We start from the raw sequence: 15,970 nt of genomic DNA, 5'->3' as shown, positions 1-15,970 counted from the left end.
GGCCTGCAGGAAAGGGAAAACCGGCAAGCCATAGCGCTTTATGCCCAAACCTTCAGTTTCTTGCCAGAAAAAGCGGCCGTGCCAGCAACTACGCGGAGTTTGCGAGGCAGGGTAGACTACCAACTGTTATGACATCTCCATTGAAGTTCGATGTGGGCGAATTATTAAACGCCCAAGGCGCTGACGCAATGCCGGAACAACGCACCCAGACGGGACCTGCACCGGAAAGGATTGGCGTGGAAATGATCGCCATCCCTAAGGGTGAAGATCTCACCGTTGCCGCGATCCTGACCCCCCTGGGGTCAGGCGTTCTGGTTGATGCGGATATCTCGGGCGTTCTCACGGGCGAGTGTGCGCGCTGCTTAAAAGAGCTCCACCCACAGCTGGATTTGCACGTGACCCAGGTCTTTGCCGCCGATGAATCTTTTGTCAGCGGCGATGACGCCGATTCTGATGATGCCGGCTCGGGCGATGAAATCCCAGAAATCGAAGACGATGAGCTGGATCTGCTCCAGGCGGTCATCGATGAAGCAGGCCTGAACCTCCCGTTCGCCCCCGTCTGCGAAGACGGTTGCGATATTCAGACCCCAGAGGGTGTGACCACCGGAATTTCTGGGGAAGAAGAGGAAGAGGAGAAGGTAGACCCGCGCTGGGCAGGTCTGGAGAAGTTCCTATGAGCCGCAAGAAGAAGCTAACCGGGCACGAGGCATGGGAGGCCGCCTTTGCGGCGGTGGACCACAGCCCGCTCTTGGAATCGCTCGGCGTTGCCTTGGAGCCGGAAAACCTGCGCTTGGCGCTTACGCACCGTTCCTTTGCCAATGAAAACGGGCACCTGCCCAATAATGAGCGCCTCGAGTTCTTGGGCGATGCCGTCTTGGGGCTCTCGGTGGCCGCGAAGCTATACGTGACGTATCCATCGCGCCCGGAATCCGATATCTCTAAGATGCGCGCGTCCATTGTCTCGCGCTATGGGCTTTCCGATATCGCGCGTGAGATTAACCTGGGCCCGCATATCTTATTGGGCAAGGGCGAGCAGTCCACCGGTGGGCGCGATAAGGATTCCATCCTTGCGGATACCACCGAGGCGATTTTCGGCGCCATTTACCGCGAGCACGGCTTTGAAACCGCCCGCGATGTCATCCTGCGCCTCTTCGCGGAAAAGATCGATAATGCCTCTGTCAGCGGGCGCCACTTGGACTGGAAGACCACCTTGCAAGAGCTGTGCGCTGAGCTAAAGGCACCGATGCCGGTCTATTCGGCTACCGCCACCGGCCCAGAACACGATCAAACCTTCAGCGCGGTTGCCACCGTCGCTGGGCTGAGCGTGGGAAATGGGCAGGGGCACAATAAGAAATTAGCGGAGCAGCAGGCCGCGCAAGAAGCATGCCAAACCCTGCGCGAAACCCCGTTGCTGGTGCAAGGGACCGCTCATAAAGAAGGCTAAATAATGCCAGAGCTGCCCGAAGTGGAATCGGTGCGCCGCGGGGTGGAAACCTACGTCGTGGGTAAAGAAATTACATCGGTAGACATTGCGCACCCGCGGGCGAACCGCGGCCAAGATGAACCCCTGGCGGGTCTTGTCGTGGGCAAGGAAATCGCCGCGGTGGCCCGCCGCGGCAAATTCATGTGGCTGGAATTCGTGGGGGAGGACCCGATGGATAGCCACCGCGACGTGCTTTTTATTCACTTGGGCATGTCGGGGCAGCTGCGCATCGGCCACACTGATTCGCCGCACCGCCGCATCACGGTAGTACTTAGCGATGCCACCGAGCTGCACTTCGTGGATCAGCGCACCTTTGGGTACTGGCTGTATGCGCCCTGGTCCGCGATCTCGCATATTGGTTTAGATCCCCTGGAACCCGATTTTGATATCGCCAGCGCCGCGCGCCGCCTGCGGAAGAAGAAAACCGCGGTAAAGACGGCGCTATTGGATCAAACGCTGGTATCTGGAATTGGCAATATCTACGCCGATGAAGCGCTGTGGGCAGCGCGCATTTCACCGCGCAAGAAGGCTTCGGCGCTGCGGCAGAAAGATGCCGTGGCGCTATTGAGCGCGGCACAGACCGTGATGTCTGCCGCCCTCAAAGCGGGGGGAACGAGCTTTGATTCTTTGTACGTCAACGTCAACGGTGAATCCGGCTATTTTGCGCGCTCGCTTGCGGCCTATGGCCGTGTTGGCCAGCCATGTTCCCGTTGCGGCACGCCCATAAAGCGGTGCGTTTTAGGGGGCCGCTCGAGCCATTATTGCCCCCACTGCCAATAAGCCTGCACCCGTGAGGTTCACGTTGTGCACCTTTAGGCAGTAAATTAATTCGCATGGAATTTCTCGAAAATGTCGTCACGACATTTAACGATGGCGTGTGGACATACATCCTGCCTTGGCTACTCATTGGTGCAGGCCTGTTATTCGGTGCGCGCACCGCAGTGGTGCAGATCCGCAAGGTGCCGGATATGCTGCGCGCCGTCGTCGAGCGGCCCCAAAGCGATGATGAGGATGAGGGCGCAGGAAGCGGAGGTATCTCCGCATTTAAGGCGTTTACCATTTCTGCGGCATCGCGCGTGGGTACCGGCAATGTGGCCGGTGTGGCAGTGGCCATTTCCGTAGGTGGACCTGGCGCCGTCTTCTGGATGTGGATCATCGCCCTTCTCGGCGGCGCGACCGCCTTCGTGGAATCCACACTGGCGCAGCTGTGGAAGGTCCGCAATGGCGATACGTACCGCGGCGGGCCGGCTTATTATATGAAGCGCGGCCTGGGCTGGGGCCCGCTCGGCGTTCTTTTCTCTATCGCCATCGTCTTTACCTTCGGCTTGGTCTATAACTCCTTCCAGACCAACGCCATCGCAGAGGCCGTGGCCTTTTCCTTCGGCCGCGAAGACGATGCCACCTTTGGCTCCATCATTGGCATCATCATCGCGATTGCCGCGGGCCTCATCATTTTTGGCGGCGTAAAGCGCATTGCCAATATCACCCAGGTGGTCGTTCCGTTTATGGCCCTGGCGTACCTGCTCATCGGCGGCTTCGTGGTCATTACGAACTTTGACAAGGTCCCGGGCATGCTGGGCGATATCATCGGCCACGCGCTCGGCTTTAAGGAAATCGCCGGCGCGGGCATCGGCGCCGCGATGATGAAGGGCATCCAGCGCGGCCTGTTTTCCAATGAGGCCGGCGAGGGGTCTGCCCCTAACGCCGCGGCTACCGCCACCGTCTCCCACCCGGTAAAGCAGGGCTTGGTGCAGACCTTGGGCGTGTACTTCGACACCATCGTGGTCTGTACCATTACCGCCTTCCTGATCCTGCTCGGCCCGGAAGTTGCCTACGGCGAAGAGGCCGAGGGCGTTTCCCTTACCCAGGCGGCCTTGTCCGCCGAGGTTGGCCACTGGGGCATTCACTTCGTCAGCTTCATCTTGTTCTTCCTGGCCTTTTCTTCCATCTTGGGCAATTACTACTTGGCAGAAGCCAACCTGGAATACCTCACCACCAATAAAACGGTGCTCAATATCTTCCGCCTCGTGGTGCTGTTCTTCGTCTGGTTCGGCGCAGTCGGATCCCTGCCATTGGTCTTCGCCCTGGCAGATACCGGTGCGGCGACGATGGTGATTCTGAATATCATCGCCATTGTTCCGCTATCCGGCGTGGCCATTCAATTGTTAAAGAACTTCAACGAGCAGCGCAGTAAGGGCATCGATCCGGTCTTCCACCGCGATATGCTTCCCGATGTCCCCGGTGTGGAGTGCTGGGACGGTTCTGACCCCGTGACCCGCCGCAGCGATGCGGACCGCAAAATCTTGCGCGATCGCGGCGAGGCCGATCGCTACTAATAAGGAAGGTGCAGTGACATGGAAAGAATGACTGCCTTTGTGCACGGCAACGTGCAGGGCGTGGGCTTTCGCTGGTGGATGCGGTCGCGCGCACTGGAATTAGGCCTTTCTGGGCATGCGACCAACCTGGCAGATGGTCGCGTGCAGGTTGTTGCTGAGGGCCCGCGCAAAGACTGCGAGAAGCTCTTGGAACTATTGCAGGAGCAACCGAGCACCACCCGTCGCCCCGGCAGCGTCGATCTCGTGGTCGAGCAGTGGGCCGCTGCAAGGGGCGAAAGCGGCTTTGTCGAGCGCTAATAGCCAACCCAATGCTGGCTGCAACTCGTGTCTTAAAGGCTTGCTACACTATCCCAAATGCACCTGAAATCGCTGACGCTCAAAGGCTTTAAGTCATTCGCGTCGGCGACGTCTCTCAAATTTGAGCCGGGCACCTGTGCTGTTGTCGGCCCGAATGGTTCCGGCAAATCCAACGTGGTCGATGCCCTTGCCTGGGTCATGGGAGAGGCCAGCGCGAAAACCCTGCGCGGTGGCAAGATGCAAGACGTCATCTTCGCCGGGGCAGGCGACCGCAAGCAATTAGGCCGGGCTGAGGTCACGCTCACCATCGATAATGCCGATGGTGCGCTGCCCATCGAGTACTCCGAGGTATCCGTTACCCGCCGCATGTTCCGCGATGGCGCGAGCGAATACGAAATCAACGGGGCAAAGGCCCGGTTGATGGATATCCAGGAGCTGCTTTCTGATTCCGGCATTGGCCGGGAAATGCACATCATCGTGGGGCAGGGCAAGCTTTCTGAAATCCTGGAATCGCGCCCCGAGGATCGCCGCTCCTATATCGAGGAGGCTGCAGGCGTCCTCAAACACCGCCGCCGCAAAGAAAAGGCCCAGCGCAAGCTGACGGGCATGCAGGCCAATTTGGACCGCCTGCAGGATTTGACCGATGAGCTGGGAAAACAGCTCAAGCCCTTGGCGCGGCAGGCAGAAGCCGCCCAGCGCGCGGCAACAGTGCAGGCGGATGTGCGCGATGCGCGCCTGCGCCTGGCCGGAGATCGCATCGTCGGCCTGCGGCAGAAGCTTTCCGCTGCCGAGCAGACCGCGACGGCCCTATCCACCCAGGTGGAAGAGACCACGGCGCAGCTCGAAGCGGCGACCGAGCACCAAATGGAGCTGGAAACCCAGCTAGAGGAGGTCAATCCGCAAGCGGAAGCCGCCCAAAAACTGTGGTTTGATCTCTCCACCTTGTCCGAGCGCATTGCGGCGACCCAGCGCATCGCAGAGGAGCGGGCGGATAACGCCGGGTCCCAGGTCGCCTATGCCGGCCAGGATCCGGATGATTTAGAGGCCAAGGCGGCGCGCGCGGACGAGGAGCACGAGGAGCTCGTGGTAGCGGCGGAAGAAGCCGCGGAGCGGTTAGAAAGCATCCGGGAGGAAGTGTCGGAGCGTCGGCAAGCATTCGAGGCCGCCGAGCACGAACATATGGCACAGGTGCGCGCTATTGCGGATCGCCGCGAGGGCGTGGTGCGCCTTTTTGCCGCCGAGGAAAAGGCGGCGGGGCAGGTAGCCAGCGCGGAAGAGGAGTTGGCGCGGCAGGAAGAGGCCGTGGCTTCGCTGCAGCGCCGCACCCAGAATGCGCAGGCAGAAGCTGCTGAGGTAGCGCAGAAGCTGGATAATTATGCCGCGGAGCGCCAGCCTTTGGAGGAGGCGCATACGCGGGCTGCCAGCGAGTCCGGTGCTGCCGATAAGCGCTTGGATCAGCTCCGCGATGCCCAGCGCGAGCGCGAGCGCACTGTCTATACGCTGCGGTCCCGCATCGATACGCTGTCCCAGACCATTCCCGAGTCGGTCGAGGTGGGCGAAGAATTCCAGCCATTGGCCGCGTATATTTCCACCACCTATGAATCGGCGGTTGCGGCCGCGTTGGGCACCTTTGCGGAGGCGCAGGCAGGGCAGTTGACCGAGGGCTTGATTGCGGATTTGGAGAAGGGCCCGCGCTCAGCGCTGCTGGATGCGGCGGCGGCAGCGCCTGCGAGCTCGTGGCGCGTCGATGCTGATCTGCCGCCGCAGACCTCCTGGTTGCTGGATCACATAACGGTCCAACCTGCGGTGTCGGCGGCGTTACACAGGCTGCTTGCCGATGTCGTCCTCGTCCCCGATATTGCCCACGGCCGGCGCCTCGTCTCCGAGGATCCGCGCCTGCGCGCCGTGACCGCCTCCGGCGTTGTCATCGGCGAAGGCTGGGTCGAGGTCGGCACCGGTTCCTCGTCTACCGTGGAGGTCACCGCCCGCATCGCGGAGGCTGAAGAAGAACTAGAGCAGGCAAATCAAGCCCTGCACGAGCTTTCCGGGACTTTGGAGGGGGCAAAGATTGCCGCCGAAGATGCCCGTGTGACGGCCGCGTCCGCCAAGGCCGCGTTGCGGGAGCACGATACCGAAGTCGATGCCTGGAAGCGCGATCATCACCGCCTGGAGAAGCAGTACGAGGCGAATAAGGCGGAGCTGGAAAAATCCGCGCAGCGCGCCACTGAGATCGAGGTGCGTCTGCAGAAAGCCAACCAGGAGCTTGCCGATGCCCGCGATAGGCTCGCCCGCGTCGATGCCGACGATCAACCAGACGAGCCCTCGTCCGCCGACAGGGACGCCGCCTCGGCCGCGCTGGAAGAGGTAAAGTCCATGGAAATGGAGGCCCAAGTCGCGGCCCGCTCGGCGCAAGAGCGTGTGGGCCAAGTTGCCGGCAAGGCCGATAGCTTGCGGCGCCAGGCCCAACACGAACGCCAGGCGAAGGCCCGCCATGAACAGGCCATGGCTCGCCGCAAGGCGCAGGGGCAATTGGCATCGGCAGTGGCGCGACACGCACAGGATTTGGCCGCGCGGGCGAACCAGCTTTTAAGCCGCGCCACCTCCGAGCGCGATGAGTTTGTACACGAGCGCAACTCCTTAAATTCCCAATTGCAGCAAGCCAAGCAGGCGGTATCGGCCGCACGCCAAAATAGCGACCGGCTAACCGCGCGGGCGCATGAAGCAGAACTGGCCCGCTCGCAGGCGCAGGTGCGCCTGGATGAAGCCGAGAAAAAGATTGGCGAACAGCTGGGCATCGCCATCGCAGACCTCTTGCGCGATTTCACCCCGGGCGAAGACTTCGATCGCAGTGCCGAAAAGTCGCGGCTGCAGCAGGCAGAAAAGGATCTGAACTCGCTGGGCAAGGTCAACCCCTTGGCCTTGGAGGAATATAAGGCGCTGGAAGAGCGATACAGCTACCTGTCCACGCAGCTCGATGACGTCATCCAAGCCCGCAAGGACCTCGCCGGGGTAATTTCGGACGTGGATAAGCAGATCCTGCAGCTGTTTACCGATGCCTGGCGGGATGTGGAAGCGGAATTTCCCAAGGTATTCAACACCCTTTTCCCGGGTGGGGAGGGCCGGTTGATCCTTACCGAGCCCGAAGACATGCTCACCACCGGCATTGAGGTCGAAGCCCGCCCGCCAGGCAAGAAGGTCAAGCGCCTATCGCTGCTTTCCGGCGGCGAAAAATCCCTTACCGCACTGGCCATGCTCGTGGCGATCTTCCGCGCGCGCCCCAGCCCGTTCTACGTCATGGATGAGGTCGAGGCAGCGCTTGATGATGTCAACCTGCGCCGGCTCATCGCCCTATTTGAGGAATTGCGGAAGGATTCCCAGCTCATCGTCATCACGCACCAAAAGCCCACCATGGATGTGGCCAATGTCCTCTATGGCGTAACCATGCGCGGCGATGGCATCACCCGGGTCATCTCCCAGCGCATGAATCCAGCCGGGCTCGCGCCGGGAGCCGAGCAAGCAAGCCGGGATGCGACGCGGCTTGGGGTTGATGCGCCGCACTCAGGTGGTACGCCGCAGTCAACGGAATAGAAGTTTTCGCCGCCTTTATGTGCCGCAAGCCCGAAAGGCTGGCACTATAGAGGCATGAATTCTTTATGGTTATGGATCGGCATAGCAATCGTTGTCATTGTGCTGATTGTCGTCTTTATTGCAATTGGCAAAAAGCGCGGTGAATCCAAGAAGGTTTCTTTTGAGAAACCCACGGAAGAAGAGCCCAAGCAGCTAACGCAGGAGCAAAAGTCCGGCAATTACCAGGCCAAGTCTGGCTTCAACTTTGCCCCAGCGGGATCCAAGGAACCCGAGAAGGTAGCCCAAGAAAAGCCACAGCAGGCCCAACCGCAGCAAGCTAAGCAGGAACAGCAGCCGGAGTCCTCGGAGAAATCGGAGCAATCGGAGCCGAGCGCTACCGATATCGCCAATGCGCAGCTCAACGGCGAAGAGCCACCGGCGGCCAAGCGGCCTGAACCGGCTAAGGACAAGAACGCTGCACCCGAAAAGGCAGCCAAGCAGGAAGAGCCGCAGCGTCAAGAACCTGCAGCTGACGAGCAGCCGAAGAAGTCCGCAGAGCCCGCGGAATCCAAGAAACCTGCAGAAGACGGCGACGTACCCAAGCAGGATAAGGACACAGGAAAAGCCGACGTCGCTGGCGATGAGGCTAAGTCCGAGTCCAAATCCGAGTCTGCTTCCACTTCGGAAGCGGAGTCCAAGCCTGCCGCGGATAAGCCTGCGGCGGATAAGACTGAAGGTAAGGGCACTGCCGGTACGGCCGCTGCCGCTGCGGCCGCAGCTGGGGGAGTCGGCTCCGCCGCTTCTGCAGCCTCTGGTGACCGCCAGGAATCCGCCGCAGATGATGCGGATAAGGAACCTGCAGATCAGGTAACTGACCAATCTGATAAGCCGGATTCCGCGCAGGCTTCCACACCTGCTTCCGGTGAGGCGGAAGCAGAGGATAAAGAAGCAAAGGGCAGCGAGCAATCCGCCCCAGCTGCAGCCGAGAAACCCGCAGCAGAAGGCACAGACGATCGGCACCGCGGCGAGCCGGACCATGAAGAAAAAGACCCAGAAGACGTTGTATCCGTCGAGGCCGCCGAGGTAGAAGACGAATCGCCGGTCTTCGATGCGGTGGTAGATGATAAAGACGCTGACCACATTGAAGAACGCGTTGATAACCGCGAGGAAGCCGAAGAAGCTGCGGCTGCCGCCGATGCACAAACGGATGCTGCAGAAGCCGCCAAGGAACAAACCCCTGTGCCTGATGGCGAACCTGCTGCGGCGGGCCAGCCCACCGAAGACATCGCTCCGGCAGGAGGCCGTCTCGGCCGGCTGCGCGGTCGCCTCTCTCGTTCCCAGAACGCCATCGGCCAAGGCCTGATGGGAATCCTCTCCGCCGGCGATCTGGACGAAGACGCTTGGGAAGAAATCGAAGATACCCTCATCATGGCGGATCTGGGCACCAAGTCCACGATGAAGGTCACCGATTCTTTGCGTGACAAGATCGCTGAGCGTGGCGTGTCGAGCGAGGAAGAGGCCCGCGCCATGCTGCGTGAATGCCTCATCGAGGCCTGCCACCCAGAAATGGATCGCTCGATTCGCGCGATGCCCAATGACGGAAAGCCCGCCATTGTCATGGTCGTGGGTGTCAACGGCACCGGTAAGACCACCACCACCGGTAAGCTCGCCCGCGTCCTCGTATCGATGGACCACAGCGTCCTGTTGGGTGCGGCAGATACCTTCCGTGCTGCGGCTGCAGACCAGCTAGAAACGTGGGGACGCCGCGTGGGCGCCGAAACCGTGCGTGGCAAGGAAGGCGCAGACCCAGCCTCCGTGGCCTTTGATGCCGTGGCCACCGGCGTGGAACAGCAGGTCGACGTCGTCTTGGTCGATACGGCCGGCCGCCTGCACACCTCGACCGACCTGATGGATCAGCTGGGCAAGGTCAAGCGCGTCGTAGAAAAGAAGACCGAGGTTGATGAGGTCCTCTTGGTCCTCGATGCCACGGTGGGCCAAAACGGCCTGGCACAGGCCCGCATTTTCCGCGAGGTCGTGGATATTTCCGGCGTGGTGCTCACCAAGTTGGATGGCACGGCGAAGGGCGGCATCGTCTTCCAAGTGCAAGAGGAATTGGGCGTTCCAGTCAAGCTTGTGGGCTTGGGCGAGGGCGCCGATGACCTTGCGCCATTCGAAGTTGAAGGATTCGTCGATGCCTTGCTAGGCGAGAAATAGGGTCTTCTCCCTTAATCGTTTTAGATAACTCCCCAGTACCCGGCTGCTTACAAAAGCGAGAGAGCCGCGGGTGCTGGGGAGTTTTTCGGGCCTATGTGCCTTGCAGGTATGTCCTGCGAGCATGGGGAGCCGTGGATTGCTGTGATCTGCATTGAGTTGGTGAGCAATGGTAATCTGGTAGGGCTGTATTTAGTGATTCGGTGCGAAATTCGCACCAATCCAAGACCAAGGTTCGTGAGGCAAGTATTTCGTGACGCTACTTTTTGCTGTCCTCCTCGCAGCATTGGCAGTGATCTTGGCACCGGTGACCGTAAAGGTCATGGACCGACAGGCGGGCTATCCACTAGCCGTCCTCTTTCTCATCGCAGCGGTGCTCATTGCTAAGGATTTTTCTGCCATTGCAGCGGGGGAGGAACTCAGTTTCCAAACCACCTGGGTACGCGATTTTATTGCACCGGGGGTTGATGTAAGTTTCGCTCTGCGCGGAGATGCTTTGAGCATCTTCTTCGCCATGTTGGCTCTTGTCATTGGCGCTGTCGTGTTGACCTACTCGGCAGCGTATCTCCCGAAAAATGAGGGAAATACGAGCTTTTATACATTGATGACGGCGTTTACGCTGTCCATCTTGTTGCTGGTTCTGGCCAATGACGTTGTTGTCCTATTCCTCGCCTGGGAGCTTGTCTCCTTGGCTTCTTTCATGCTCATTGCGCGTTCTGGCTCCGGGGGAGAGGCGGGTTCACAGCGCACCTTAATCCTGACTTTTATCGGTGGCCTTACGCTATTGACGGCATTGGGCATCGCCGCAGTGACCACCGGTTCGACCACCATTTCTGAGATCCTCGCATCCTCGGTATGGGATGAACGCCCCGGCGTGACCGCGAGCGTTGCCGTGCTCATCGCGGCTTCTGCCTTTACCAAGTCCGCTCAATTCCCATTCCACTTCTGGCTGCCAGAAGCCATGGCCGCCGCTACGCCTGTCTCGGCGTTCCTGCACGCCGCAGCCGTGGTCAAGGCGGGCATCTACTTGCTTATTCGCTTCTCCACGATCTTCTACGATGTCGCCGTGTGGAACTGGGTGCTCATCGTCGTCGGTATGGGCACGGCTGTTATGTCCGCGGTATTCGCGGTGCAAAAGACGGACCTGAAGAAGCTGACCGCTTATTCCACCGTGTCTCACCTGGGTTGGATTGTGGCCACCATCGGTGTCGGTACCCCGTTCGCTATTGGGGCAGCACTGGTGCACACCCTGGCACACGCGCTCTTTAAGTCCTCGCTCTTCATGCTCATCGGCGTCATTGACCATGAAGCGGGTTCGCGCGATATCCGTCGCCTTGGCCCGCTGTGGAATAAGATGCCGTGGACGTTTGGCTCTGTCGTCATCGGCGCCGCCTCCATGGCTGCGGTTCCTCCGCTGCTGGGCTTCGTGTCCAAGGAAGGCATGCTTACCGCCTTTGAGGATGCCCCCATTGGCGGCGCAGGCCAAGCAATCTTGCTTGCCGTGGCAGGTATCGGTGCGTTCTTTACCTTCACCTACTCGGCAAAGATCGTCTTCGGTGCATTCTTCGATGGGCCGCGCTCTATGGACGATGTCCACGAAGCCCCAGTTGCCCTGTGGCTTCCTGCTGCGCTACCGGGCTTTATGTCCCTGCCGCTCGTCTTCGTCCTGGGTATTTTCGATGAGCCTTTGGAGCATGCCGTTGCCGCTGTGGGCATGGAAACGCATTCTCACCTTGCGGTATGGCATGGAATCAACGTGCCATTCATCATCTCGATTCTCGTGCTGGTGGCCGGTATCGCTGGTCTCTTTGCCCGCAAGAAGATGTGGCCGGCTTTCGAGGGCCGGAACTTCATGCCGCGCAGCGGCAACGAGCTCCTGCAAAGCCTGCAGGATGGCTGCGCCAAGCTCGGCCAGGTATTGGGCAAGATGTCCGATTCCCACAACCCGTCCCGGCACATCCTGCCGATTGTCATCGTGATTATCGTCCTCGCCGGTACTACCTTGTTTGGTGAGGGCGTCGACGGCGTACCGCTGCAACCGCGCGTCGATGGTCTCGATAACCCGTGGGACCTGCTGCCGTTGGGCATCATTGCCTTGTCCGTATTCGGGCTGGTTCGTACCAAGAACCGCCTCACCGGCGCCGTCATGATCGGCATCGCAGGTACCGGCGTTACCTTGCAGATGTTCCTCTTGGGTGCACCGGACGTGGCACTTACCCAGTTCATGGTGGAAGCCCTGTCCGTGGTCGTCATGATGATGGTGCTGCGTTACCTGCCGGAGACCTTCCAGCCGGTTACTGATAAATCCCGCAGGGTAGGCTCCATCGTTATCGCCGTGTTGGCCGGTATCGCTGCCTTCCTCGGCGTGTGGGGCCTGATGGGCCGCCACGAACGTTCGGACTTGGCGCTGTGGTACCTCGATGAGGCACCGGATATCACGGGTGGCGATAACGTCGTGGCCACCATCATCGTGGAATTCCGTGCACTCGATACTTTGGGCGAGCTGTCCGTGTTGGGCATGGCCGCCGTCGTTATCGCAGCCATTACCACGACGCTGCCGCGCTTCCCGTTCAGCTCGGGTACGCGCCCAGCGCCATTCGGTCAGTCGCAGCTGAACTCCGTGCCGCTGCGCAAGGGAATCAATATTGTCATTCCTTTGCTCATCATCATGTCCGTCATCGTGTTCTTCCGCGGGCACAATTCCTCCGGCGGTGGATTCCCAGCGGCGCTCATCATGGGTGCGGCTATTGGCTTGACCTACCTGTCCCGCGGCTCCGATGAAATTGTCTTCGGCCGGATGACCCCAGTTCACCTCACCGGAATTGGCATCATAACGGCGCTATTGGCAGGCTTTATTGGCTACTGGCACGACGGCTTTGGCAATGGTGGTTTCCTCACCGCCCTGCACGGCGAAGCCTTTGGCCAGCACTGGACGACGTCCCTCATCTTCGACCTCGGTATTTACCTGGCCGTGTTGGGCATGCTCACGATGGCCATCAACGCCTTGGGCGGCTACCTCAGGCCAGGTACCGAGCGGGACTTCCTGCCGTGGATTCATGACGATGACTCGGCCCTGCCGGCCACGCCGCGCATTGCCGTTGAGGATGCGGACGATCCGTATCCAGACCCAATCAACCCGTCGACGGATCCGCTCGCTTTGCTGAGCCCCAAAGAGGCAAAGACAAAGACAAAGCAACGTCGCCGTTCTAACGCCAACCGAGGAGGGGAGAAGTAATGATTCTCGCGTTAACTATCGCCATCCTCATCGGTGGCGCCGTCTATCTCATTCAGCAACGCGGCTTGGTCCGCATTGTCTTGGGCATGATGGCATTCGGCCACGGTGCCAACCTGACCTTGTTGGCCACTGGCGTGTACTCCTACCGAGGCGAAGCCTTTCCCTCAGAGGTACCCCACGATCAAATGGCTGATCCGCTACCGCAGGCATTCGTTCTGACGGCCGTTGTTATCTCCATGGCAACCTCGACCATCCTGTTGACCATGGCCGCGATGGGTAAAAACGATGACACCGATGTGGTGGAACCCGTCGACGACAACACCATTGACCACGCATTTTCTACCTTGGGCCGTGATGCCCAGAACCGTGCGATTTTGGAAGAATCCGCGAATGAGCTCGATCGCATTGGCCGGGTAGACCACGACACTCCCGTGGCTGAGCGCGGGGTAAATAGGAAGAAGGAGGATGAAAAATAATGGCTGATGTTGTAGCCCAACTTCTTCCACTTTTCCCGGGCATTCCGCTCATTGCCGCGGCTCTTGCCTTGCTGGCGCCGTGGCGCGCCGTCCGCGATGCGATCATGCTCATCGTCCCTGGGGTCGGTGTCTTCGCCGGCCTGGGACTGTTGATCTACACCATGAACAATGGGGTAGTGGCGCATACCGTGGGCCTCTACGTAGGCAATGTGGGTATTCCGCTCGTTGCGGACGCCTTCTCCGCGCTGATGATCATCACCACGATGATCGTGGCCTTTGGTGCTAACTGGTTCGCCATCGTGGGCGGGGAGACGAAATCCCGTTATTACCCTTCGCTCACGCTGATTCTTATCACCGGTGTATGCGGTGCGTTGCTAACCGCTGACCTCTTTAACTTCTTCGTGTTCATTGAGGTCATGCTGCTGCCGTCGTACGGCCTTATCACCATGTCGGGCACGTGGTCGCGCTTGGCGGCAGGACGCGCGTTCGTCCTCGTTAACCTTTTTGCCTCCACGCTGCTGGTGGTTGGTGTCGGTTATATCTATTCCGTCACCGGCTCGGTTAACCTGGCTGCCCTGCAGGGGGCCGCCGCTGGCAACGGTCCGGTGACCGTCGCTGCGGGCATTATCCTTATTGCGATTACCGCCAAGGCCGGTGTCTTCCCGGTGCAGTCTTGGCTGCCGCGTACCTACCCCGGCACGTCGGCCGCGGTGATGGGCCTTTTCTCCGGCCTGCACACGAAGGTCGCCGTCTACATGCTCTACCGGCTGTACGTGCAGCTTTTCGATCTTGAGCAGCGGTGGAACGTCCTTATCATCGTCCTCATGCTGATCTCGATGATGATCGGTGCCTTTGGTGGTCTGACCGAAAAGACCATTCGCCGCGTGCTGGGTTACCAGATGCTCAACGGTATGCCGTTCATCTTGGTCATGCTGGCCTTTACCTCGGAAGACCCAAGCCGCGCTCTGGCCGCCGGTATCATGTACACGATTCACCACATGGTGACCGTTGGCTCGTTGATCCTGGCGTCCGGTGCCATCGAAGAGACCTACGGTACGGGTGACTTGACCAAGCTATCCGGCCTCGCGCGCCGCGATACCATCATCGCCTGGATTTTTGCCGCCGGTGCCTTCTCCGTGGTGGGCTTCCCACCATTCTCCGGCATGTGGGGCAAGCTCATGATCGTCTTCGAGGTCGCCCGCAACGGCGGCGCTTGGGCCTGGATTGCTATTGCCGCCATCATCATCGCTTCCTTCGCCGCATTCTTGGCGATGTTGCGCGTCTGGCGCGAAGCCTTCTGGGGACACGATTTGCCCTCGGACAAGGTTCCAGATGAGCTCATCATCCGCAAGAAGCTGATGGCGCCTTCCGCAGCGCTCATCTTGGTCTCGCTGGGCATGTTCATTTTCTCCGGCGTGGTTATTGATGCGGTGGAAACCGCAGCCGAGCAACTGCTGGACACGACGGCTTATACTGACACCATCTTGGGCGATGATTCAGCCGCACTACCTAATATCGATGACATTCAGGAGGGCCGATAAATGCATGCCGTAGCTTATGCACTCTGGCTCATCAAGGAAATTTTCGTTGCTGGGTTCACCCTGGCGATGTCAGCATTTAAGCCCGATAACGAATACCACCCGGTCATCATCCGGTATCCACTGCGCGTAACCAGCGCCTGGGAGATTTTCTGGTTCACCTCTTCCATTACCGCAACCCCTGGCACGCTGTCGTTGGGACTGCGCGAACCACCGCGCAAGGGCCTGCCCCGCATCGTGCTAGTACAAGCGGTACAGGGTTCCGATCCTGCGGCAATCGTGGCTGACTTGGCCGATATGGAAGAGCACTTGGCACCGCGCGTGAAGAGCATCGACTATGGCGTTCCTGGGCAAGGGGATACTACGGAGCTTGATGAGGCTTTCTACGAATTCCCCTTGGATACCCTGGGTCGCTATATGCGCTCGCCGGACCTCGCGCGGGCGGAGGACACTCCGCTTTCGGAGAGCCAGGCGGACGTCGAAAAGCCCAAGCACCTCGCCCGGAAAATTCAACGCAGGAAGGAGACCGACCGATGATTGATTTTGCAACATTGTCCCCATTCGGTTGGGTTGTACTAGTGTGCGTGTTCATCATGGGCGGGGCCGCTTGGTGCGGGGTGCTATTAGCGCTGCGCACCCGCGATGAACTCACCCGCGCGGTGATGTCAGACATCGTCTTTTACGGCATGATCTGCATGTACCTCGGCTGGTCAATGATCAACAATGCCCCCTTGGCCTATGACATTGCCCTGATTGGCGCCATCGCGGCCGGTATTTTGCCGACCTTGTCTATGGCACGCATTATTTCGAAAGGTCGGCGATAAGTC

The 15,970-nt window shown here is 59.8% G+C and carries 12 protein-coding genes; all 12 read left to right on the top strand.

Annotation, left to right across the window (positions count from 1 at the left end):
- Nucleotides 1–128: 128 nt before the first annotated feature.
- The 12 genes from HMPREF1287_RS04170 (at nt 129) to HMPREF1287_RS04115 (ending at nt 15,967) form a co-directional block, all read left to right on the top strand.
- The gene (locus HMPREF1287_RS04170) at nt 129–677 is read left to right on the top strand and encodes a DUF177 domain-containing protein (protein ID WP_005278584.1); all 549 of its coding nucleotides are present in this window, start codon (nt 129–131) and stop codon (nt 675–677) included.
- The gene (gene rnc, locus HMPREF1287_RS04165) at nt 674–1,444 is read left to right on the top strand and encodes a ribonuclease III (protein ID WP_005283703.1); all 771 of its coding nucleotides are present in this window, start codon (nt 674–676) and stop codon (nt 1,442–1,444) included. The genes HMPREF1287_RS04170 and rnc overlap by 4 nt, the downstream gene beginning before the upstream one ends.
- A gap of 3 nt (nt 1,445–1,447) precedes the next feature.
- Nucleotides 1,448–2,263: a bifunctional DNA-formamidopyrimidine glycosylase/DNA-(apurinic or apyrimidinic site) lyase gene (gene mutM / locus HMPREF1287_RS04160; RefSeq protein ID WP_023017287.1), complete on the top strand. Its 816-nt coding sequence runs from the start codon at nt 1,448–1,450 to the stop codon at nt 2,261–2,263.
- A 53-nt stretch (nt 2,264–2,316) separates the two neighbouring features.
- Nucleotides 2,317–3,819: a sodium:alanine symporter family protein gene (locus HMPREF1287_RS04155; RefSeq protein WP_023017288.1), complete on the top strand. Its 1,503-nt coding sequence runs from the start codon at nt 2,317–2,319 to the stop codon at nt 3,817–3,819.
- 18 nt (nt 3,820–3,837) lie between these two features.
- A complete protein-coding gene (locus tag HMPREF1287_RS04150; RefSeq protein ID WP_023017289.1) occupies nt 3,838–4,116 on the top strand; it encodes an acylphosphatase in 279 nt (92 codons plus the stop codon).
- A gap of 57 nt (nt 4,117–4,173) precedes the next feature.
- A complete protein-coding gene (gene smc, locus HMPREF1287_RS04145) occupies nt 4,174–7,704 on the top strand; it encodes a chromosome segregation protein SMC (RefSeq protein WP_023017290.1) in 3,531 nt (1,176 codons plus the stop codon).
- A 54-nt stretch (nt 7,705–7,758) separates the two neighbouring features.
- Entirely contained in the window at nt 7,759–9,897 is a 2,139-nt protein-coding gene (gene ftsY, locus HMPREF1287_RS04140; RefSeq protein ID WP_023017291.1) for a signal recognition particle-docking protein FtsY, read from the top strand.
- A 250-nt stretch (nt 9,898–10,147) separates the two neighbouring features.
- Nucleotides 10,148–13,129 carry a DUF4040 family protein gene (locus HMPREF1287_RS04135; RefSeq protein WP_023017292.1) on the top strand — a complete coding sequence of 994 codons (2,982 nt, stop codon included), beginning with the start codon at nt 10,148–10,150 and terminating at the stop codon, nt 13,127–13,129.
- A complete protein-coding gene (locus tag HMPREF1287_RS04130) occupies nt 13,129–13,605 on the top strand; it encodes a sodium:proton antiporter (RefSeq protein WP_005278605.1) in 477 nt (158 codons plus the stop codon). The genes HMPREF1287_RS04135 and HMPREF1287_RS04130 overlap by 1 nt, the downstream gene beginning before the upstream one ends.
- Nucleotides 13,605–15,146: a monovalent cation/H+ antiporter subunit D family protein gene (locus HMPREF1287_RS04125; RefSeq protein ID WP_023017293.1), complete on the top strand. Its 1,542-nt coding sequence runs from the start codon at nt 13,605–13,607 to the stop codon at nt 15,144–15,146. Before HMPREF1287_RS04130 ends, HMPREF1287_RS04125 begins: the two co-directional genes overlap by 1 nt.
- A complete protein-coding gene (locus HMPREF1287_RS04120) occupies nt 15,147–15,680 on the top strand; it encodes a monovalent cation/H+ antiporter subunit E (protein WP_005278609.1) in 534 nt (177 codons plus the stop codon).
- The gene (locus HMPREF1287_RS04115) at nt 15,677–15,967 is read left to right on the top strand and encodes a cation:proton antiporter (protein WP_005278611.1); all 291 of its coding nucleotides are present in this window, start codon (nt 15,677–15,679) and stop codon (nt 15,965–15,967) included. Before HMPREF1287_RS04120 ends, HMPREF1287_RS04115 begins: the two co-directional genes overlap by 4 nt.
- Nucleotides 15,968–15,970 lie beyond the last annotated feature (3 nt).

Source organism: Corynebacterium sp. KPL1986, assembly GCF_000477975.1.
Taxonomy (GTDB): Bacteria; Actinomycetota; Actinomycetes; order Mycobacteriales; family Mycobacteriaceae; genus Corynebacterium; species Corynebacterium accolens.
This window is presented reverse-complemented; position numbering and strand designations above follow the sequence as displayed.